At 44.3% G+C, this 20574-nt stretch carries 21 protein-coding genes, 1 tRNA gene, 1 riboswitch and 1 other annotated feature; of the genes, 4 read left to right on the top strand and 18 right to left on the bottom strand.

Annotated elements, in window-relative coordinates; genetic code table 11:
• Positions 1 to 6 precede the first annotated feature (6 nt).
• Complete coding sequence (gene ilvN, locus DIC78_RS17450; protein ID WP_024122385.1) at positions 7 to 525, bottom strand: acetolactate synthase small subunit; 519 nt, start codon at positions 523 to 525, stop codon at positions 7 to 9.
• Entirely contained in the window at positions 522 to 2246 is a 1725-nt protein-coding gene (gene ilvB, locus DIC78_RS17445) for an acetolactate synthase large subunit (protein WP_127696679.1), read from the bottom strand. Before ilvB ends, ilvN begins: the two co-directional genes overlap by 4 nt.
• A 121-nt stretch (positions 2247 to 2367) precedes the next feature.
• Positions 2368 to 2617 (bottom strand) — a binding site (T-box leader).
• Between the two features lie 460 nt (positions 2618 to 3077).
• Here ilvB and DIC78_RS17440 point away from each other — a divergent pair.
• From DIC78_RS17440 to DIC78_RS17430, 3 genes are all read left to right on the top strand, one after another.
• Positions 3078 to 3401: an inner spore coat protein CotQ gene (locus tag DIC78_RS17440; RefSeq protein ID WP_044154076.1), complete on the top strand. Its 324-nt coding sequence runs from the start codon at positions 3078 to 3080 to the stop codon at positions 3399 to 3401.
• Positions 3402 to 3572: 171 nt separating this feature from the next.
• Positions 3573 to 4028, top strand: coding sequence for a GNAT family N-acetyltransferase (locus DIC78_RS17435; RefSeq protein ID WP_127696678.1), 456 nt, complete (start codon positions 3573 to 3575; stop codon positions 4026 to 4028).
• A 186-nt stretch (positions 4029 to 4214) separates the two neighbouring features.
• Positions 4215 to 5042, top strand: a complete 828-nt coding sequence (locus DIC78_RS17430) for a YsnF/AvaK domain-containing protein (protein WP_106022191.1) — start codon at positions 4215 to 4217, stop codon at positions 5040 to 5042.
• Between the two features lie 56 nt (positions 5043 to 5098).
• Here the strand turns inward: DIC78_RS17430 and DIC78_RS17425 are convergent.
• From DIC78_RS17425 to sdhC, 12 genes are all read right to left on the bottom strand, one after another.
• Positions 5099 to 5172: transfer RNA gene (locus tag DIC78_RS17425), tRNA-Arg, on the bottom strand.
• 129 nt (positions 5173 to 5301) lie between these two features.
• Positions 5302 to 5811 carry a YfcE family phosphodiesterase gene (locus DIC78_RS17420; protein ID WP_024122391.1) on the bottom strand — a complete coding sequence of 170 codons (510 nt, stop codon included), beginning with the start codon at positions 5809 to 5811 and terminating at the stop codon, positions 5302 to 5304.
• Positions 5812 to 5825: 14 nt separating this feature from the next.
• Positions 5826 to 6422: an XTP/dITP diphosphatase gene (locus tag DIC78_RS17415; protein WP_101863450.1), complete on the bottom strand. Its 597-nt coding sequence runs from the start codon at positions 6420 to 6422 to the stop codon at positions 5826 to 5828.
• Positions 6423 to 6434: 12 nt separating this feature from the next.
• Positions 6435 to 7172 (bottom strand): ribonuclease PH, encoded by a 738-nt coding sequence (gene rph, locus DIC78_RS17410; RefSeq protein ID WP_127696677.1) that lies wholly within the window; start codon positions 7170 to 7172, stop codon positions 6435 to 6437.
• A gap of 110 nt (positions 7173 to 7282) precedes the next feature.
• Positions 7283 to 8383, bottom strand: coding sequence for a GerMN domain-containing protein (locus tag DIC78_RS17405; RefSeq protein WP_024122394.1), 1101 nt, complete (start codon positions 8381 to 8383; stop codon positions 7283 to 7285).
• 115 nt (positions 8384 to 8498) lie between these two features.
• Positions 8499 to 9317 carry a glutamate racemase gene (gene racE, locus DIC78_RS17400; RefSeq protein ID WP_081638350.1) on the bottom strand — a complete coding sequence of 273 codons (819 nt, stop codon included), beginning with the start codon at positions 9315 to 9317 and terminating at the stop codon, positions 8499 to 8501.
• Between the two features lie 7 nt (positions 9318 to 9324).
• Positions 9325 to 9765, bottom strand: a complete 441-nt coding sequence (locus tag DIC78_RS17395) for a MarR family winged helix-turn-helix transcriptional regulator (RefSeq protein ID WP_003222521.1) — start codon at positions 9763 to 9765, stop codon at positions 9325 to 9327.
• A 239-nt stretch (positions 9766 to 10004) separates the two neighbouring features.
• Positions 10005 to 10229: a spore germination transcription factor GerE gene (gerE, locus tag DIC78_RS17390; protein WP_003184172.1), complete on the bottom strand. Its 225-nt coding sequence runs from the start codon at positions 10227 to 10229 to the stop codon at positions 10005 to 10007.
• A gap of 115 nt (positions 10230 to 10344) precedes the next feature.
• Complete coding sequence (locus tag DIC78_RS17385) at positions 10345 to 10788, bottom strand: acyl-CoA thioesterase (RefSeq protein WP_024122396.1); 444 nt, start codon at positions 10786 to 10788, stop codon at positions 10345 to 10347.
• A gap of 58 nt (positions 10789 to 10846) precedes the next feature.
• Complete coding sequence (sdhB, locus tag DIC78_RS17380; protein WP_024122397.1) at positions 10847 to 11608, bottom strand: succinate dehydrogenase iron-sulfur subunit; 762 nt, start codon at positions 11606 to 11608, stop codon at positions 10847 to 10849.
• 2 nt (positions 11609 to 11610) lie between these two features.
• Entirely contained in the window at positions 11611 to 13371 is a 1761-nt protein-coding gene (gene sdhA / locus DIC78_RS17375; RefSeq protein WP_024122398.1) for a succinate dehydrogenase flavoprotein subunit, read from the bottom strand.
• Between the two features lie 33 nt (positions 13372 to 13404).
• Positions 13405 to 14013 (bottom strand): succinate dehydrogenase cytochrome B558, encoded by a 609-nt coding sequence (gene sdhC, locus DIC78_RS17370; RefSeq protein WP_003237652.1) that lies wholly within the window; start codon positions 14011 to 14013, stop codon positions 13405 to 13407.
• A 292-nt stretch (positions 14014 to 14305) separates the two neighbouring features.
• Here sdhC and DIC78_RS17365 point away from each other — a divergent pair, with 292 nt between their 5' ends.
• Complete coding sequence (locus DIC78_RS17365; protein WP_010335208.1) at positions 14306 to 14752, top strand: YslB family protein; 447 nt, start codon at positions 14306 to 14308, stop codon at positions 14750 to 14752.
• 41 nt (positions 14753 to 14793) lie between these two features.
• Here the strand turns inward: DIC78_RS17365 and DIC78_RS17360 are convergent, their stop codons facing one another.
• The 4 genes from DIC78_RS17360 to DIC78_RS17340 form a co-directional block, all read right to left on the bottom strand.
• Positions 14794 to 16026, bottom strand: coding sequence for an aspartate kinase (locus DIC78_RS17360; RefSeq protein WP_024122399.1), 1233 nt, complete (start codon positions 16024 to 16026; stop codon positions 14794 to 14796).
• A 125-nt stretch (positions 16027 to 16151) separates the two neighbouring features.
• Positions 16152 to 16331, bottom strand: a riboswitch (Lysine riboswitch).
• A 64-nt stretch (positions 16332 to 16395) separates the two neighbouring features.
• Positions 16396 to 18168 carry an excinuclease ABC subunit UvrC gene (uvrC, locus tag DIC78_RS17350; RefSeq protein WP_127696676.1) on the bottom strand — a complete coding sequence of 591 codons (1773 nt, stop codon included), beginning with the start codon at positions 18166 to 18168 and terminating at the stop codon, positions 16396 to 16398.
• A 135-nt stretch (positions 18169 to 18303) separates the two neighbouring features.
• Positions 18304 to 18618, bottom strand: a complete 315-nt coding sequence (gene trxA / locus DIC78_RS17345) for a thioredoxin (protein WP_003222500.1) — start codon at positions 18616 to 18618, stop codon at positions 18304 to 18306.
• A 313-nt stretch (positions 18619 to 18931) separates the two neighbouring features.
• On the bottom strand, positions 18932 to 20419 hold the full coding sequence (locus DIC78_RS17340) for an alpha-N-arabinofuranosidase (RefSeq protein WP_127696675.1): 1488 nt from the start codon (positions 20417 to 20419) through the stop codon (positions 18932 to 18934).
• Positions 20420 to 20574: the final 155 nt, after the last annotated feature.

Genomic DNA, 20574 nt, shown 5'->3' with positions numbered 1-20574 from the left:
TTTGTTTTATACAATAGATATTGTTTTATTGGATGACGACTTTTGCTGAGTGCCCCTCGCAAAAGCCGTTGTACCTGTTCTCGCAATTTCTTTGATTCCATACGGTTTTAGTAATTCAATCAGCGCTTCAATTTTGTTAGATTCGCCAGTCACCTGTACAACGATGCTGTCTCTGCTGACATCAACGACAGAAGCTCTGAACGGCTCTATCATTCCGTGAATCTCTGTCCTCGTTGACGGTGCGGAAACGACCTTGATTAAGGCCAGCTCCCTTTGGACAATTGATTGATTTGTGATGTCAGTGACTTTCAGTACATCAATTTGTTTGTTAAGCTGTTTTGTCAGCTGTTCAACATCATTTTCTCCTTCAACGTGAACGACAAAGGTAATTCTGGAAACGCCGCTTGTTTCTGTGTGTCCAACTGTAATGCTTTCAATGTTGTAGTGTCTTTTTGTAAATAGACCGGTGATCCGGTTTAACACGCCGGAGCGGTTCACCACAGTCAATGTGATAATTCTTTTCAAGGTTTCACCCCCACCATTTCATGCAGCCCTTTCCCCGGAGCCACCATCGGGAATACTTTTTCTTCGCTGGCGACCCGAACATCAATGACAACCGGTTCTTTTGATGTCAATGCCTCTTCCAGCTTTTCCTTCGCTTCTGCATCAGAGGAGATTCTGATGCCTTTAATGCCGTATGCTTCTGACAATTTGACAAAGTCCGGCTGTGAAGCGAATTTAGACTCTGAATAACGCTCTTCATAGAAAATCTCCTGCCACTGTCTTACCATTCCGAGACAAGCGTTATTTAAGATCACAACTTTAACCGGCAGATTCAATTCGCGAATAACATCAAGTTCCTGTAGCGTCATTTGAAAACCGCCGTCTCCAAGCACCGCCACCACGGTTGCATCTTTATCGGCCAGCTGTGCGCCGATCGCTGCCGGAAGGCCGAAACCCATTGTTCCAAGACCGCCTGATGTCACCCATTTATCTGCCTTTTGGAACGGATAAAATTGCGCTGACCACATTTGATGCTGGCCGACATCCGTTGCGACAATGGCTTCCCCTTTTGTAAATTGATGAATGTATTCAATCAGTTTTTGAGGTTTAAAGCCTTCTTCTTCATTGTCTACATACCAGAGCGGATACTCTTCTTTCCACTCGGCAAGCTGTTTTTTCCATTCGCTTGAATCGCCTTGTTTGCCGTTTTGTTTGATCAGCTCTTGCAGGACAACTTTGCTGTCGCCGACAACCGGAATCTGTGTTTTCATGATTTTTCCGATTTCAGCCGGATCAATATCAATGTGGGCAATCTTTGCGTTTCTCGCAAAATGTTTCAGGTTTCCTGTGACGCGGTCATCAAAACGGGCGCCGATGCTGATTAAAAGATCACAGTCATGAAGGGCCATGTTCGCTGTATAAGTGCCGTGCATACCCGCCATCCCCAAGAAAAGCGGATGGTCTGCCGGGAAACCCCCAAGTCCTAAAAGCGTGTGTACAACTGGAATTTGCTGCTGTTCCACATAATTTTTTAATTCTTCTGACGCTTTTCCGTGCAATACGCCCGCACCCGCTAGGATAACCGGTTTCTTTGCGCTGCTTACAGCTTCCACAAGCTTGCGGATCTGCAAATAATTTGGCTCCGTTGTCGGCTGATATCCCGGGAGATTCATCTCGTGATCATAACTGAATTCCCCTTCAATTGCTGCAACATCTTTCGGAATATCGATTAGTACAGGTCCCGGTCTTCCCGTTGTCGCAATATGGAACGCTTCTTTAATGATGCGCGGCAGATCTTCCGGCTGGCGGACCTGATAGCTGTGTTTTGTAACCGGCATTGTAATTCCTAAAATGTCCGCTTCCTGAAAAGCATCGCTGCCGATAACGGAGGTTGCCACCTGCCCTGTAAAGACGACTAAAGGCAGTGAATCAATCATGGCATCCGCAAGTCCAGTAACAAGGTTTGTCGCTCCCGGGCCTGATGTCGCAATAACGACCCCTGGTTTTCCAGAAACTCTCGCGTATCCTTCTGCTGCATGAATGGCGCCTTGCTCGTGTCGGGGAAGGATATGTACCATTCCTGAATTGTACAGTTTATCGTAGATCGGAAGTACAGCTCCGCCCGGATAACCGAATATCATTTCTACTTTTTCTTTCTTTAATGATTCAATCAGCATTAACGCTCCGCTCATCGTCTGTGTACATTTGGCAGATGCTGAATCCACCTGTACATTAGTCCCCATTTTTAGTTCCTCCTTTTGGATTTTCATCCTCTAAAGATCATCATTTATTAGCTTTACAGCTGATTATTCAATAAAAAAAGCCCTTCCGCCCACAATCAGCCGCGCAGTGAATGCGATAGCCAAAAGGGGCGAAAAGGCTCTTCTTTCCGCGGTACCACCCTTGTTTACGGCCTTTCATACGGCCGTCTCATGGATATTCCTATCCGTTTTAATAACGAGTAAACATCATCGTTCACCCGGCCAAGTCCTACTGTGATTTCAGACTGGCACTCTGAGGCGAGTTCACCTTGTAAAGCTTCGCCGGTTCTCAGCTAATCCGGTTCTCTGTGGAAAGCTTTTTCAAGGCTACTTATCCTCATCTGCGCTTTTCATATTCAGTCTCTTGAACAGCTTTTCTGCCGTCCAAGAAGATCGTTTTTTTCATTTTTTTAGTATCCTATTGCAATCATTTGTGCTTGTGAAACTTGCGTTTATCTTTTGTTGAACTCATATTACGCCGCTTTGGACGCAGTGTCAACAGCATTTTTTAAAATTATTAGACAATTTAGATTAATCAAACTATACTGTATACGCTTTCATTATTGGTATATAAGGAATTTCAAAAGATAAAAGTTTTTGTAATTTTTTTATTAATCTATCAAGTTTACACTCGAATTTTTCAATTTCATATAAACATGTCATATAATATGACGTGTTTTTGTTTCGATGAGACGTAGATGAGACGTATATATGAAAGATCTTCTGGCAAAAAAACAATTTCAGTTCGGATAGGCTCTTTCATTATTTTTCGTCATACACTGGTGTTATCTTGCAAAGAAAAGGTGATACGAGATGAATAAATCATTAGCAGACATCCAATTCCCCGGGGGTTTTCCAAGCTTTCCCCAGCCATTTTATCCGGCAGCTCCCAGCTTTTATCAGCAAGGCCATCAGCCATTTGGAGGCTTTGGATACGGACAGCCGTACAGCCAGGCATACAGCCCGCTAAGCACCCCATCTGCTATGTACTCTTCATTTCCATATGCTTCAGGATTTTACGGGCAGCAATTTTCAGGTGCCGGCTATAGCGGCCATGGCGGCGGTTTTAGTATCCCGGCGACGCACGCCGGAGGGTTCAGCGGAGCATCTGGTGTACACGGAGGATTTCGATATTAAATATCATCAGGTGTCGAACATCTATGTTCGGCACTTATTAATTTATTCATCTTTAAATAAAGCTAATAGAATGTGAGGTTTCCTATCTTACTATTTGGAAGCAAAAAGGATATATTTTAAGATAAAGGATAAGTCTGTTCAGAGTGACACGTTTTTGAGGAGGAATTCATTTTGCATATTAAAGTAGATGATTTGACCGGACATCAAGTGATCGAATTAGTAAGTGAGCATTTACATAGCATGACTCTCATGTCTCCGGCTGAAAGTATTCATGCCCTGGACATAGAAAGGCTGAAAAAACCTGAGATTACATTTTGGAGCGCTTGGGACGGCAATAAATTAGCCGGCTGCGGAGCACTTAAGGAACTGGACAGCCGGCATGGAGAAATTAAGTCGATGCGAACCTCTTCTTCCCATTTAAGAAAGGGCGTTGCCAGCAAGGTTCTTCAGCACATTATAGTAGAAGCCAAGCGGCGCGGCTATCAGCGATTGAGTTTGGAAACGGGGTCAATGACTTCTTTCGAGCCGGCAAGAAAACTTTATGAAAGCTTCGGATTCCGGTATTGCCAGCCGTTTGCAGACTATATAGAAGATCCGAACAGCGTGTTTATGACAAAGGAATTGTGAAATATAAAGGATAGATAAGTGCGGGACTATGTTTCTGTCTTATCTATCTTTTTTATTTCCTCCTGTCTTTCGCCTGAATGCTGTTGGCAGCACCAAGTGTTTTCTATTTTGTTTATTTTAAAACGTAACGGGAATTAAAGACGACAAGAACGATAAAATTTTATTTTTACAGAGGAGGAGATTAATATGACAAAAAGTGTAGTTGGTGTATACGAAACTCCGCAAGAGACCATTGCAGTGATTGAAGGCTTGCTAACAAAGGGGTATGATTCTGACAATATTTCTGTTGTCACAAATCGCCGGGATACCGATTATCTCGAATCCCGTACAGGGACAGAAGTAAATCAAGTCCTAGAAGCAAATGATAGTGATTCTGAATCCTTTTTCGATAAACTGAAAGATTATTTCACAATGGATGATACAGGCGCACACAGCAAAGCATTATCAGACCTGGATATCTCAAATGATGAAATAGACAAGTATCAAGAGGACCTGGATGACGGAAAGCTTCTCGTAGCCGTCGATACAGACGCAGACTTAGATGCGACTATTGATAACGGCAATGCCCTTTCAGGCGGCTTTGCAAATACAAATGAGACAGTGGATTATACAACAAAAGAAGAAAAAACCATGCCGCTTCGAGAAGAACAGCTGAAAGTGGATAAAGAAGATATCCAAACCGGAGAAGTGGAAATCGGAAAAGAAGTCAAAACAGAACAAAGAGATATGGACATTCCGGTAAGACATGATGAAATTTACGTTGAACGCCGTCCGGTGGATGAAAACACGGCAGACGCTTCTCCCGTAAATGACTCAGAAACGGTCAGAGTTCCTATCGTTGAGGAAAAGCTTGAGGTGACAAAAAAACCCGTTGTTACGGATGAAGTGGTTGTCGGAAAACGGACTGTCGAAGAAAACGAACATATTTCCGAAACTGTGAAGAAAGAAGAACCTCGTCTGAATAAAGAAGGAAATGTCCGCGATCTGGATGATGATACGTTAAATAACAAATAAAAATCATCATAAACAAAAACCTCAAATCCTTTAAGATTTGAGGTTTTTTCTTGGTACGTCCCAGGAGAGATTCGAACTCCCGACCGACGGCTTAGAAGGCCGTTGCTCTATCCAGCTGAGCTACTGGGACACGTTTTGTTTTTTGTTTTCGCTTTAACTATCAGCGACAAGATTTATTATATATGGGATGCAATGATAAGTCAACGGTTTTTTAGAATTTTTTTCATGAGGAAGAAAATTTTCTTCCTCATGTGATATTTCATAGGGTTACCCGGTGTTGCAAATCAATGATTTCATCGCCTGCTTGGTTATAAAAACGCACTGTTGCTGTATCATTTTCTAAAGACAGTATAGCATAGCTTTCTGTGCTGCGCACTCTTGGAAGGCGGATGCTGCCGGGATTAATCAGCAGTTTTCCGCGCAGCATTTCGCTTCCTGCGATGTGTGAATGCCCGAAGCAAATGATATCCGCTCCGAGCTCCTCTGCACGATAGTATACGTTTAGCAAGGTCTGTTTAATACCATGAAGGTGTCCGTGCGTAACCAATATTTTTTTGGAACCGGCCGTCAGCAGGAGCTCGTCCTTAAAATCGCCGATAAAATCACAATTGCCTTTTACAACGGAATAAGGCTCTAACGCCGGATGGCCGGTTTCAAGCTCAGAGTCTCCGCAATGAATCATGAGATCAACATCCGCTTCATGACGTTTCGCTATGGTTTGAAGCTCCTCTTCAAGCCCATGGCTGTCACTGATAATCAGCACGTTCATATATAAGCTCCCCCTTATGCCTCCAACAGCTTCGACAGCTTTTTAAGCGCGTCAGCCCTGTGGCTGATTTTATTTTTTTCATCACTTGTCAGCTCGGCCATAGTTTTATCTTTATCTTTGACGATAAAGATCGGGTCATAGCCAAATCCGTATTCTCCTCTCGGCTCTTCGGCAATATAACCTTCAACATGACCTTCGACTGTTTTTGTTTCCTCTCCCGGAATACTTACGGCAAGCGCGCAGCGAAAACGTGCCGTACGCTGTTCTTTTTCGATGCCTCTCAGCTCGCTCAGCACTTTATCGATATTCGCCTGGTCATCTTTCTGTTCCCCTGCATAGCGTGCTGAATAGACGCCGGGACGGCCTCCTAAATTATCAACGGACAAGCCGGAGTCGTCTGCAATCACCATTTTGTTCACTGCTTTCGCCACCGCTTCCGCTTTTAGAATCGCATTTTCTTCAAACGTATGGCCTGTCTCTTCAATTTCATCTGTAAACCCGATTTCAGCTAATGATTTTACCTCGTACCCTTTCGGCTCAAGGATTTCTTTAAATTCCTTCACTTTTCCCGGATTGTGAGTTGCAATAATTGCTTCTTTCATGATGATCAAGCCTTTCTGTCATTATTTCAGTTCTGGAAGAGAATCGCCCAGTACTTCTTTTTGCTTGTCAATCAGTTCCTGAATGCCTTTTTCTGCAAGACCGAGAAGCCCATTCAGATCCTCACGTGAAAAGGTTGCCTCTTCCCCTGTTCCCTGAAGCTCCACAAAGCGGCCGCTGCCTGTCATGATGACATTCATATCAACTTCAGCAGCAGAATCTTCATCATAATTTAAATCTAACAAAATTCCCCGCTCTTTATCAATTCCGACAGAGATCGCTGCCAGGTAATCAGTGAGCGGGTTTGTTTTAATCGTTCCTGCTTTGAGAAGCTTGCCAACCGCAATCGCCATGGCAAGAAATGCTCCGGTAATGGAAGCCGTTCTCGTTCCTCCGTCCGCCTGAATGACATCACAGTCAATCCAAATCGTACGTTCGCCCAGTTTCTCTAAATCAACGACTGCCCGAAGCGCGCGGCCGATCAAACGCTGAATTTCCATCGTTCTGCCGGAAATTTTTCCTTTGGAAGATTCTCTGATCGTTCTTTGATTTGTAGCCCGCGGCAGCATGCTATACTCAGCTGTAATCCACCCTTTGCCTCCGCCCCGCAAAAACGGCGGTACGCGGTCCTCTACAGATGCGTTGCAGATTACTTTTGTATTCCCCGCTGTTATTAGAACAGACCCTTCCGGATGGCTGATAAAGTCCAAATCAAACGTGATTGGACGCAGCTCATCATGTTGTCTTCCGTCATGTCTCATGTTTTACCTCCGATTGTATGTACATAAACCATTTTTGTCCCGGAATTGAATAAAGAAAGAGGCAGCCGGAACGCTAACCTCTTTCTTTCTAGTATATCAAAAATCCCAATTTAAAAACTACCCGTATTCACTTGAGACGGTCTGGATACCGCTTCTGAAAGTTTTTCGCCTTTTTCGTTCACAAGCTCGGCTTTTCCGTTCACTTTAACGGATACGCTTTTTACATCCGGCTGCTCTGTTAAAGTCAGCACAATGCTGTTGAGCACTTCTGAAGAAATCATTTTCGTCTTTTCATCGGCGCTTCCGAAAATGGATTGATTAAAATCTAACGTTACACGTCCATCTTTGATTTTCGGCTTACTGACCAATTTCACATCTTCGCTGAAATCCGTTAACAGGCCGCTCGCCTTGCTCGGGCCCTCAGCCAGTTCATTAATAGCCGCTGTAATGTCGTCTGTTTTAGAATTGTCAATTCGTTTCGTTACCGGCACGTAATACTCACTGTCATCGGTTTCCGCCAAATAGTAGACTGTCAGCGGATGTGTAGCAGTGAGATCATTGACGCCTGCTGTTTCCAAATTAATCCCGTCCTTACGGCTTAAATCGTCTGAGATCGGCGTGCCGCCTACAGGCATCTCCTTCAGTTCATGGCCGTTGATTCTCAGCTTTACTTTATCAATTGAACTGAATTGAGTCAGCGTCCACGTCACCGATTGAACGATTTTCTGTTCATCTTCCTTCTTATAGTTTTTAAATTCTTTCGAGAAGTCCGCTATAGCAGTGCCATCTTTTTTGATATCTACGTTAACAGTTGTGTCAGCCGGCAAAACAGCTCTGAAGCCATTCGGCAGAATCTCTGACACAGGCCCGCCCTGCACAAGGTATTCAAGCGCCTGCTTAGCCGTTCCTTCACTTTTCGGAAGAGGCATCGTTTGAGCAACGACATAACCGTTTTTATCAATGAGATAAAGCTCCCTCATCACTGTAGAAGAGTCCTGATTCGCTTTTTCGGTATCACTTTTTTCATTTTTTGTTTTTTCGGCTGCTGTTGTATTTGAATCGGTCCCCGCTTCATCATTTACGTATGTAACGTCTTGAGGCGGATCGATTTCCTCAGCTGTCTTATCGGATTGAAATAAACCGCACCCGGATAAAAGCAAGGCAGAGGTGAGACAAGTGGCACCAATGACTGCAGGTCCTTTTTTCAGCATACTTTTCCCTCCTAAGGCTGTTTGTACTACTATGTATACGAGCCTCTGCGGAAAATAGACCGATGAATTCCATTAAAAACAGAAAAAACCCGCAACACGCCGTTGCGGGGCAAAACTATCTTCTAATTGGTTCTCGCAAAGAGATGCATTCTACGTGACCTACTTCATGGCCAAACCAGTCATCTGCTATTTTCGCAAACTGATCCCGTTCTCCTGTAGTCAGGAATTGATGATCTGGGGTAAACGGAGATTGATTCAGCAGTCCTTTATACGATAGAATCGTACTCACTTCCCGGGCTGTTTCATCGCCTGACGAAATAATATTCACATGCTCTCCCATATATCTTTGAATTGCGTCTTTTAAAATAGGATAATGGGTGCAGCCTAAAATCAGCGAGTCAATCGATGTATCTTTTAATGGAGATAATGATGTTTTGACAATCTCGTCTGCTGTTTTGTCCAGAAACTTTCCGCTTTCCACAAACGGCACAAGCAGCGGACAGGCAAGATTTTCGACCTTCAGTTCGGCATTTAATGCCAGAAGGGCTTCTTCATAAGCATTGCTCTTAATGGTGTTTTCTGTGCCGATTACACCGATATGCTGATTTTCTGTCACTTTTATCGCTGCCCGCGCACCAGGCTGGATCACCCCGACCACCGGAATATCAACGTCGCGCTGGATGTCTTCCAGTGCAATTGCTGTCGCGGTGTTGCAGGCGATCACCAGCATCTTAATGTGGTGGTTTTTCAACAAATAATTTGTCAGCTCCCGCGTGTATTGAAGCACTTCTTCTTCAGGACGCGGCCCGTACGGACACCGTTTTGTATCCCCTACGTAGATTATATTTTCTTTTGGTAGCTGTCTCATGATTTCCTTTGCAACGGTTAACCCGCCAACCCCGGAATCAATGACTCCTATTGGTTGTTCCAACAAAATCGCCTCATTTTCTCTTCATTTCATGCTGCAGTTTCATCAATGATTTTTCGAAGATGGCTATTTCTTCATCTGTAAACGTTTCGAACATATCACGCAGGTATTCCTGCCTTTTTGTAATGACCTCTTGGATAATGCGTTCTCCTTCAGGCAGAAGGTGTATCCTGACGACACGTCTGTCCGCCGGATCCTTTACCCGCTCGACAAGCTCATTTTTTTGCATACGGTCGATGAGATCCGTCGTCGTGCTGCATGCCAGATACATTTTCCCCGATAGTTCGCCGATTGTCATGTCTCCTAATTCATAAAGCCATTGCAGACCGACAAATTGCGGCGGCGTGATCGCGTATTGGTTTAGGATTTCTCTTCCTTTTTGTTTAATGATCGCGGCAATGTGGCGGAGCGACTTTTCAATGTCCGCAACATGCTCCAAAGGTTTTGATGTCATTTGTCCATCCCTCACTCAAGGATCTCTTACGCACAAAAGCGTTCCGTGTCTATTTTCCTTCTTTTTTAAAGAAAATGCAAGACTCGCGGGACGAGAAATAGAGGGACATTAGGCAAATGAAAGCAAATTGAAAATCTCGTTTTATATCGTATCATCCAAGTTTAATATAGGAATTTGGAACTTTTCAAACAAACAGCAATAACCGGCTCCCTCCTGAAAAGAAGGAATACCGGCAAGGATTAAAGCTCTAGCTCACCCATTCTAAGAAGCTCAACAACGGCTTGCGAACGCCCTTTCACACCTAATTTCTGCATGGCATTTGAAATATGGTTTCGAACGGTTTTCTCACTGATAAATAGCTCGCTTGCAATCTCCTTTGTTGTCTTATCTTGAACGAGCAATTCGAACACTTCTCTTTCTCTTTTCGTTAGCAGCGGCTTCGATTGAAATTCTTTCTCCTTCAAGTATTGTAACCCTCCTTGCTAAGGTGAGAGCGAATCTGAAACGAATGGGTTTTGATATAGTCAAGATATCATATGTCAGGAGGGCGCAGGAGGTGACGTTTACAGAAGAATTAGTTTATGGTGTATGGAGAAGCTTTTCTTTCTCCTCACTCGTCCAGCTGACAGCCTTTCCGCTTTCCTTTGACACTTGAACCATGACAACAGCTCCAGTGAAGCAAGGCTCCCCTACGCTATTTTCTCCGAGGTAATGCAAGGTGAGGGATGAACTGCCGACAGCGCTTGTTTTTACATAAATACGCAAGTCTTCATAAGGCATAACTTGGCGCAGATAATCACATTGCTGACTGGCGACGACTGTCATGGTTTGCTTATGTTGTTTCATCATATTCAGATTTTTAAAATAAGATATCCTCGCTTCTTCAAAATAGATGAAAGGGATTACATTATTCATATGCCCAAACATATCTGTCTCAGAAAATCGTACAGATACTTCATTAAAAAAAGAAAAGGATTCTTTCCATTTTTGAAACGGCATGTCAATGTAAGCAGGAAGCTTCATTTCACTCATCTCCTTATTGTTAAAAAAACCTCTCCCATGCGGAAGAGGTTTTTTCATCTTATACTCTGTCGCTTCCGAAGAAATTGCGGAATGCTTGTAAGTTTGTATCCCTGTTTAAGGCAGCGATAGAAGTGGTCAGCGGAATGCCTTTCGGACAGGATTGAACGCAGTTTTGCGAGTTGCCGCAATCTGCAAGGCCTCCTTCATCCATCAGCGCTTCCAGCCGGTCGGATTTGTTCATGGCTCCTGTCGGATGGGCGTTAAACAGACGGACCTGAGACATTGGAGCAGGCCCCATGAATTTCGATTTGCTGTTTACATTCGGGCAGGCTTCCAGGCAGACACCGCACGTCATGCATTTTGATAATTCATATGCCCACTGGCGGCGTTTTTCCGGCATTCTCGGTCCCGGCCCTAAATCGTACGTGCCGTCGATCGGTATCCACGCTTTTACTTTTTTCAGAGAATTAAACATTCTGCTGCGGTCAACCTGCAGATCACGCACGACCGGGAACGTTTTCATCGGTTTTAAGCGGATCGGCTGTTCAAGCTGGTCAACAAGCGCCGTACAAGACTGGCGTGGCTTTCCGTTTATAACCATTGAACATGCGCCGCATACTTCTTCAAGACAGTTCATATCCCATGTGACAGGAGTTGTCTTTTCACCTTTCACGTTAACCGGATTCCGGCGGATTTCCATTAGAGCGGAAATGACGTTCAGGTTCGGGCGGTATGGTATTTCAAATTCTTCATCGTAAGGCGTGCTGTCGGGTGTGTCTTGACGTGTGATAATAAATCGTATGGTCTTTTTCTCACTCATGATTATTTCGCCACCTTCTTCTTCGAGTAATCCCGTTTCCGAGGCGTTATCAGTGATACATCGACATCCTGATACTCAAACTCAGGCGCTTCATACGGGCTTACATGTTTAGCCATTGTTGTTTTGAGCCATTCATCATCATTACGCTCAGGGAAATCCGGTTTATAATGGGCGCCCCTGCTTTCATTACGGTTGTAAGCACCCAGTGTAATCACCCTGGCAAGCTGAAGCATGTTTGAAAGCTGGCGTGTAAACATAGCTCCCTGGTTGCTCCATTTTGTCGTGTCATTGATGTTAATCTTTTTATACCGCTCCATTAACTCCTGAATTTTGTCATCTGTTTTCAACAGCTTGTCGTTATGGCGGACAACCGTCACATTCGCCGTCATCCATTCCCCGAGCTCTCTATGGAGGACGTACGCATTTTCGTTTCCGTCCATATTCATGATCTCAGCCCATTTTTCTTCTTCTTTTTTCACGTGGGCATCGAATATCGATGAAGACATATCCTCTGCGGAAGATTCTAAGCCGTTTACATATTTAACCGCATTCGGTCCGGCTACCATTCCTCCGTAAATCGCGGAGAGCAGGGAGTTTGCTCCCAAGCGGTTGCCGCCGTGCATGGAGTAATCACATTCTCCAGCGGCAAACAGTCCCGGGATATTTGTCATTTGATCGTAATCTACCCATAAGCCGCCCATTGAATAATGAACCGCAGGGAAGATTTTCATTGGGAGTTTGCGCGGGTCGTCTCCCATAAACTTCTCATAAATTTCAATGATGCCGCCGAGCTTAATATCAAGCTCTTTTGGATCTTTATGAGACAGATCGAGATACACCATGTTCTCGCCGTTGATGCCGAGTTTCTGATTCACACACACATCAAATATTTCGCGTGTCGCAATATCACGCGGCACCAGGTTCCCATATGCAGGATATTTTTCCTCAAGGAAATACCATGGCTTACCGTCTTTGTATGTCCATACGCGTCCGCCTTCACCGCGCGCTGATTCACTCATCAGCCTTAATTTATCATCCCCCGGTATAGCTGTCGGGTGGATCTGAATGAATTCTCCATTTGCATAATACGCTCCCTGCTGATAAACGATCGATGCAGCAGACCCTGTATTAATCATGGAGTTTGTGGATTTACCGAAAATGATTCCCGGTCCGCCTGTCGCCATAATGACAGCGTCAGAACGGAAGGATTCAATTTGCATGTTTGTCAGGTTTTGCGCGACAATTCCGCGGCAGGTTCTGTCATCATCTAATATAGCGCCAAGGAATTCCCAGCCTTCGTATTTTGTGACCAGACCGGCAACCTCGTATCTGCGCACTTGCTCGTCCAAAGCGTAAAGCAGCTGCTGGCCAGTCGTCGCACCTGCATAAGCTGTTCTGTGGTGCTGTGTACCCCCAAATCGGCGGAAATCAAGCAGCCCCTCAGGCGTCCGGTTAAACATGACGCCCATCCGGTCTAATAAGTGGATGATTGATGGCGCCGCTTCACACATCGCCTTAACCGGCGGCTGATTGGCAAGAAAGTCTCCCCCGTATACAGTATCGTCAAAATGTTCCCACGGAGAGTCGCCTTCCCCTTTTGTATTGACTGCTCCGTTGATGCCGCCTTGGGCACAAACCGAATGAGAACGTTTCACAGGAACGATGGAAAACAGCTTAACCGCCATTCCTGATTCCGCTGCTTTGATTGTCGCCATGAGGCCGGCAAGACCCCCGCCGACTACAATAATGCTTGTTTGACTCATGATAGCCCCTCTCCCTCTAGTAATCTAGTACTCTTATACAAATGCAAAAATCGCTTTTAAGCCTACGTATGACAGTGCAACAAAGATAATCAGCGTAACGTACGTCGAAATTCTTTGAGAACGTGGCGTTACAGTGATGCCCCACGTGACAGCAAAAGACCATAAACCGTTCGAGAAGTGAAAAATTGTCGATAAAACACCTACAATGTAAAAGCCCAGCATAGCCGGCGAGCTCAAGATATTCGCCATCATGTCGAAATTGACCTCAGCGCCCATCTGTGCAGCAATGCGGGTTTCCCACACATGCCAGCTCACAAAAATGAGGGTGATGATACCCGTTACACGCTGCAGGACAAAGAGCCAGTTTCGCATATAGCTATATTGTCCTGCGTTATTTTTCGCAGTAAACGCTATGTACACACCATAAACTGCATGATAAATTAAAGGTAAGAAGATAATAAAGATTTCCAGAGCATACCTGAAAGGCAGACTATCCATAAAATGAGCAGCATTATTGAATGCTTCCGCGCCCCTTGCGGCAAACTGGTTGACGACTAAATGCTGAATCAAAAAGATGCCGACCGGTATGACGCCAAGCAAGGAATGCAATCTTCGAAAATAAAACTCTCTGTTCCCAGACATTACTTTACCCCCTGTTTGATAAGTGCGAAATGTGCTAAATCTCTTCCCCCACTTCTTTCAATTGTAAGCACTTTATTAAGATTTATTGACAATTTCATTTTACTCCTACCACAAAAGGGCGTCAAGAAAACGCGTACATAAATTCTAATTTTCCGAATTGATTAGTTGATTCAAAAATTTTATTTTATCAATATATAATTCTTTCTTAATTTTTCATGAGAATTACAGGATCATTCTGTAATCCTCCCCCCTGTTTGGGCTATAATATACGAAGGAGAGAGGGGAGACAGATATGAAGTCTAAATATGAAGCATCAATACATAATCTAAAAGAAATTGAAATGAACGCCTATGCCTATGAACTGATACGAGAGATTGTTCTCCCAGACATGCTTGGCCAAGATTACTCTTCCATGATGTATTGGGCAGGGAAACATCTCGCCCGAAAGTTTCCTCTTGAATCATGGGAGGAATTTCCGGCTTTCTTTGAAGAAGCAGGCTGGGGAACCCTCACAAACGTTAGCGCAAAGAAACAAGAGCTAGAATTCGAGCTTGAAGGACAGATCATTTCCAATCGGCTAAAATATCAGAAAGAACCTTGCTTTCAGCTGGAAGCTGGCTTCATCGCCGAGCAAATTCAATTGATGAATGATCAGATTGCCGAATCATACGAACAAGTAAAAAAGAGAGCCGATAAAGTGGTTCTGACTGTTAAATGGGATATGAAAGACCCTGTTTAATGAAAAAGGCGGTGACTGCATGAGTCCCGCCTTTTTGGTTGTCATGACACAGCTGAAGGATGTTTCGAGAGCTCGAATGCATCGTGGAGTGCTTCCACCGCTTTTACCATGTCATTTTCGCTCACTACTGTTGAAACTTTGATTTCAGATGTGCTGACCATTTTGATTAATATGTTTTTTTCCGCCAGTACAGCAAACATTTCAGCCGCTACACCAGGGTTTGATACCATGCCTGATCCGACAATGGATACTTTGGCCAATTTGCTTTCTGTCTCGATTTTTTCGAATTCCAGCGCATCTTTGTACTCTTCAAGTACGGCAACAGTCTGGTCCGCGTCTTCGGATTTAACAGAGAAGGAAATTCCGGTCTCATGGTCTCCCGCCTGCGTTTGAATAATGATATCCACGTTAATGTTTCTTTTTGCAAGAGTTGTAAAAATAGTAGACAAAGTGGTCAGGCCGCTTGTCAGCCCGTAGATGGTTACCCTTGTGATTTGATCTTCGAACGCGATGCCTCTGACGATAAGATTCTGCTCCATGGATGATTCCTCCTCAATTAATGTTCCCGCTTCTGTTTCTGTACTTGAACGCACTTCTAACGGCACTTGGTGATTTTTCGCAAATTCAACCGCTCTCGGATGAAGAACTCCAGCGCCTAAATTGGCAAGCTCCAGCATTTCATCGTAAGAGATGCCGGCAAGCTTTCTCGCTGATTTCACGTAGCGCGGATCGGTTGTAAACACGCCGGGCACATCTGTATAAATATCACATTTATCCGCTTTTAATGCGGCAGCCAAAGCCACTGCTGTTGTGTCTGAACCGCCTCTGCCCAATGTCGTGATTTCACTGTCGTCTGTCATGCCTTGAAACCCTGCCACAACAACGACTTTTCCTTCCTGAAGCTGGCCTTCTAACACGGATGTGTTCATCTCCGTAATTCTGGCGTTGCCATGGACGGCCTCCGTGCGGATCCCCGCCTGCCATCCTGTATAGGAAACGGCGTCATAGCCTTTTTCCTGCAGCGCCATGGAAAGCAAGGAAATGGTGACCTGCTCGCCTGTTGCCAGCAGCATATCCATTTCACGTTTGCTCGGCTGATCAGTGATGTCTTTTGCAAGGCTGACCAATGCGTCAGTGGATTTCCCCATAGCTGATACGACAACAACGACTTGATGGCCTTTCTGTTTTTCCGCAATGACACGGTTTGCTGCATTTTGAATTTTTTCGACTGAGCCGACGGAAGTACCACCGAATTTTTGTACAATGAGACCCATGTATAACCACCCTTTACATTTTGGTTCGTGCGGGTGAGGAGAAAGAGCGCTTTGTCCACAATAAAAAAAGCAATGAGAGGAATTGCTCTCATTGCTTATCAATTAATCATCACGATGATTATGAACAACGAGATAGCCCTCCAAGAAAATGATTTCTTGACAGCCTTACATTTATTCAATGCACGGCCAGCAAATAATACCGATGGGGTTTTATTTGCTTCGGCGACGCTCCCCTTTCAGCCTTTTTCTCAGAATCCATCTTTCTCCAAAGGCTTACTCTTGAAGTTCGCACCTCTATCTTCACCATATTACACGATCTAATTATGAAATTAGTTCACATTTTATCAGAACTTTTTCAAAAGGACAACATTATTTTTGCAATTTATCATAAAGCAGCTGTGCCGCCGCTGCGGGTACACCCGCTTTTTTGATGTCCTCGAGGCTTGCTTCCTTCATTTTTTTGACGGAACCGAAATGCTTTAACAGCATTTTCTTTCTTTTTTCTCCGATTCCGGGTATATCGTCTAGCACAGACTGGAACGCGCTTTTCCCGCGGATTTGCCTGTGGAAGCTGATCGCAAACCGGTGCACCTCATCCTGAATGCGCTGAAGCAGGTAAAATTCCTGGCTGTTTCGTTCAAGATAAACCGTCTCCAGCGGATCGCCGATTAATAAATTGGAGGTTCTGTGTTTATCATCCTTCGCCAAGCCGGCAATCGGGATATCAAGGCCGAGTTCGTTTTCTATGACGTCACGGGCCGCATTGATCTGGCCTTTCCCTCCGTCTATAATGATCAGGTCAGGGAGCGGCAGGTTTTCGCGAAGCACTCTTGTATATCTTCGTCTGACAACCTCTCTCATTGAGCCGTAATCATCAGGCCCTGTGACAGTTTTGATTTTGTATTTGCGGTATTCCTTTTTGTATGGTTTGCCGTCGATGAACACAATCATCGCCGAAACCGGGTTTGTCCCTTGTATATTCGAGTTATCGAACGCTTCGATTCTGTGCGGGGTATAAATATTTAAGGCGTCTCCGAGTTTCTGCACAGCACCGATTGAACGCTCCTCGTCACGTTCGATTAAAGAGAATTTTTCTTTAAGCGCGATTTTTGCGTTTTTATGTGCCAGCATAAGCAATTCTTTCTTCGACCCTTTTTTCGGCTGATGGACGTTTGTTTCCAACAGCTGCTCAATCATCGATTGATCGACGCTGTCCGGCACTAAAATCTCCTTCGGCAGAAAATGGTTGTTTTTTGAATAAAACTGCCCGATGAAGGTAAGGAACTCTTCATCTGCTTCCTGATAAAGCGGAAACATGCTGACGTCACGTTCGATGAGCTTTCCTTGCCGTACAAAAAAGACCTGTACGCACATCCAGCCTTTATCATAAGCGTAAGCGAATACATCACGGTCGACTAAGTCGTTCATCGTCATTTTTTGTTTTTCCATCGTTGATTCGATATGGGCAATTTGGTCACGAAGCTCCTTTGCCCGTTCAAATTCAAGGTTCTCAGCCGCCTCAAGCATTTTCTCTTCAAGCTCTTTTTTGACGTCGTTATAGCCGCCTTTTAAGAAACGGGTAATACTCTCAACCAGCTCTCTGTTTGTCTCTTCAGAAATGTCCTTTACACACGGAGCAAGACATTGTCCGAGGTGATAATAAAGACACACTCTGTCGGGGAGCTTTGAGCATTTTCTGAGAGGATAGAGACGGTCGAGCAGCTTTTTCGTCTCCCTTGCGGCCTGCACATTCGGATACGGTCCGAAATAGCGCCCTTTATCTTTTTTGACATTGCGGGTGACAATCAGCCTTGGGTGGCGTTCATGGGTGAGTTTTATAAAAGGATAGGTTTTATCGTCTTTCAGCATGACGTTATATTTCGGATCATGCTTTTTGATCAAGTTCATTTCTAAAATAAGCGCTTCAAGATTTGAGGACGTCACGATGTATTCAAAATCCTCGATTTCCGTCACAAGCCTCTGTGTTTTTGCGTCATGAGACCCGGTAAAGTAGGAGCGCACTCTGTTTTTCAGCACTTTTGCTTTTCCTACGTAGATCACTGTCTGCTGACGGTCCTTCATTAAATAACACCCGGGCTGATCGGGAAGGAGGGCGAGTTTTTCTTTCAGTTGTTTGTTCATATGTTACCCTTCCTTATAGTTAGTCCTTTGTTTCCAGTTTAACACGAACAGGTGTTTTTCTCCATGGTTCACGATTGGCGAATAAAAAAAGCGATCCCTCAATTGGAATCGCTCTGGCATGTAAGCAGCCGAACATTAAAGATGTTTGTTTACAAGCTCTTGAAGCGCTTCTTTCGGTTTGAAGCCTACAGATGTTTCAACAACTTCTCCATCTTTTAAGACAAGAAGTGTCGGGATGCTCATAACGCCGTATTTGCCTGCTGTTTCTTGGTTCTCATCTACATCGATTTTTACGATTTTCAGTTTGTCGCCCATTTCTTGATCCAATTCTTCAAGAACAGGTGCAATCATTTTACAAGGTCCGCACCAAGGGGCCCAGAAATCAGCCAGTACGACGCCTTCGCTTGTTTCAGCTGAGAAAGATTGATCAGTTGCTTTTACGATAGCCATTATTGAATTCCTCCAATTGTGAAATGATGATTTTTAGTATAGCATCTCCCATTCGTTCACGCTATTTAAATGCTTATAAATTATTTTTTCCTGATCACAATCGGTTTACTCATAGAATGGGGCATTTCGAAATTAAAACACGAATCTGATAATCGCTCCGATCACCACGATTGCGCCGATGATCATTAAAATTGTACGAAGCATAGGACAACATCCCTTCTATAACCGTCATATACTTTACCATGCCCTTTTGGAGCTGTTTCAAAACAAAAAAGAGCGCTGTCCTCTAGTGGATCGGCGCTCCTTTTTTTGGTTAAGAATCAGTCCGTAATGTGAGTAAGACAACTGCCATTGGCGGCAGCTTTGCTTTCAATTTGTTTTTATTTACAGAATAACGGCTGAACGATTCAGGTTTTACGTGCTCCGGGTCATCAAACGTGTTATGGGCGTTCATCTTTTCAGCAGTCAGGATAACGCCGGAATGATCCACAGTCTTGTCAAGACCTCTCAGCTCGATCTCCACCTCTGCTTTATTTTGATGATCAATGTTACAGATGCTGACGTTTATATCGCCCTCAGCATTTCTTGATGCTGACACACTGATTTGAGGCAGCGTTTCTCCCTTCCATTCATAGTCAGCGGACGTTGTTTCAGTATCTAAAAGAGAGGCATCCTGATGTACCTTAAACATATCAAACACATGGTATGTCGGCGTTAATAGCATCCGTTCTCCCTCAGTCAGAATCATAGCTTGAAGCACGTTTGCCGTCTGTGCGATGTTGGTCATTTGCACCCGGCGGCAATGCTGATGGAAAATGTGAAAGTGAGAAGCTGCGACCAGCGCGTCACGAATCGTGTTTTGCTGATATAAAAAGCCTGGGTTTGTTCCTGGCTCAGGGTCAAACCATGTGCCCCATTCGTCAATAATCAGTCCGACCCGCTGTTCCGGATCATACCGGTCCATAATTGTTCCGTGTTTTTCAATCAATTCATCAATGTATTTGGCCTTTTTCATCGTGATGAACCATTCGTCCTCTGTAAATTCTGTGGCCGATCCTTTGCCCTTCCAGAAATCTCCCGGAATCGTGTAGTAATGAAGGCTTAGCCCATCCATCAGGCCAGCGGCTTTTTTCATGAGCACGTCCGTCCAATTAAAATCATCGACGTTTGCACCGCCGGCAATTTTATAAATTTCATTGCCGCTGTAATTGCGGACATACGTTTGAAAACGGCGGTATAGATCGGCATAGTACTCTGGATGCATGTTGCCGCCGCAGCCCCAATTTTCATTGCCCACTCCAAAATATTTCAGCTTCCAAGGCTCTTCTTTTCCGTTTTGTTTTCTCCAATCCGACATGGGCGTGCCTTCTTTAAAGGTCATATATTCGATCCATTCCGCCATTTCCTGAACTGTTCCGCTTCCTACATTGCCGCAAATGTAAGGTTCGCACTCAAGCAGCTCGCACAGCATCATAAATTCATGTGTCCCGAATTCATTCGATTCAACTGTACCGCCCCAGTGAGTATTGAGCATCGTCTTGCGGTCACCCACACCATTAGCCCAATGATATTCATCCGCAAAGCAGCCTCCCGGCCATCGGAGGACAGGAATACGCAGCTGTTTCAGCGCTTCTAACACATCTTTTCTTATACCGTTTATATGAGGAATGCTTGATTCCGTTCCGACCCAAATCCCTTCATAAATCCCTCTTCCTAAATGCTCAGCAAAATGACCGTATATATTTTTGTTGATCGTTCCTTTTACAATATCCGTTTGAATCACTGCTGTATGTTCAGACATGCTTGATCATTCCTTTCATAAATATGAAAAGCACCACAGTCAAATATAGGATCTGTGTTTTGTCTGAGGAGCCAGCATGAATGTAAGCGCTTTTAAAGTAACCTTATTATATATGTCCGTACATGTCAACGACTTTTTTTATTACTAAATATTTG

The organism is Bacillus halotolerans (genome assembly GCF_004006435.1).
In the GTDB taxonomy this organism is placed as follows: Bacteria; Bacillota; Bacilli; order Bacillales; family Bacillaceae; genus Bacillus; species Bacillus halotolerans.
This window is presented reverse-complemented; position numbering and strand designations above follow the sequence as displayed.

Coding starts and splice junctions, on each gene's coding strand:
- ilvB (WP_127696679.1), bottom strand. CDS start 2,246: ATGGGGACTAATGTACAGGTGGATTCAGCATCTGCCAAATGTACACAG.
- DIC78_RS17440 (WP_044154076.1), top strand. CDS start 3,078: ATGAATAAATCATTAGCAGACATCCAATTCCCCGGGGGTTTTCCAAGC.
- DIC78_RS17430 (WP_106022191.1), top strand. CDS start 4,215: ATGACAAAAAGTGTAGTTGGTGTATACGAAACTCCGCAAGAGACCATT.
- DIC78_RS17420 (WP_024122391.1), bottom strand. CDS start 5,811: ATGAACGTGCTGATTATCAGTGACAGCCATGGGCTTGAAGAGGAGCTT.
- rph (WP_127696677.1), bottom strand. CDS start 7,172: ATGAGACATGACGGAAGACAACATGATGAGCTGCGTCCAATCACGTTT.
- DIC78_RS17405 (WP_024122394.1), bottom strand. CDS start 8,383: ATGCTGAAAAAAGGACCTGCAGTCATTGGTGCCACTTGTCTCACCTCT.
- DIC78_RS17395 (WP_003222521.1), bottom strand. CDS start 9,765: ATGACATCAAAACCTTTGGAGCATGTTGCGGACATTGAAAAGTCGCTC.
- DIC78_RS17385 (WP_024122396.1), bottom strand. CDS start 10,788: ATGAAGCTTCCTGCTTACATTGACATGCCGTTTCAAAAATGGAAAGAA.
- sdhB (WP_024122397.1), bottom strand. CDS start 11,608: ATGAGTGAGAAAAAGACCATACGATTTATTATCACACGTCAAGACACA.
- sdhA (WP_024122398.1), bottom strand. CDS start 13,371: ATGAGTCAAACAAGCATTATTGTAGTCGGCGGGGGTCTTGCCGGCCTC.
- sdhC (WP_003237652.1), bottom strand. CDS start 14,013: ATGTCTGGGAACAGAGAGTTTTATTTTCGAAGATTGCATTCCTTGCTT.
- DIC78_RS17365 (WP_010335208.1), top strand. CDS start 14,306: ATGAAGTCTAAATATGAAGCATCAATACATAATCTAAAAGAAATTGAA.
- DIC78_RS17360 (WP_024122399.1), bottom strand. CDS start 16,026: ATGGGTCTCATTGTACAAAAATTCGGTGGTACTTCCGTCGGCTCAGTC.
- uvrC (WP_127696676.1), bottom strand. CDS start 18,168: ATGAACAAACAACTGAAAGAAAAACTCGCCCTCCTTCCCGATCAGCCC.
- trxA (WP_003222500.1), bottom strand. CDS start 18,618: ATGGCTATCGTAAAAGCAACTGATCAATCTTTCTCAGCTGAAACAAGC.
- DIC78_RS17340 (WP_127696675.1), bottom strand. CDS start 20,419: ATGTCTGAACATACAGCAGTGATTCAAACGGATATTGTAAAAGGAACG.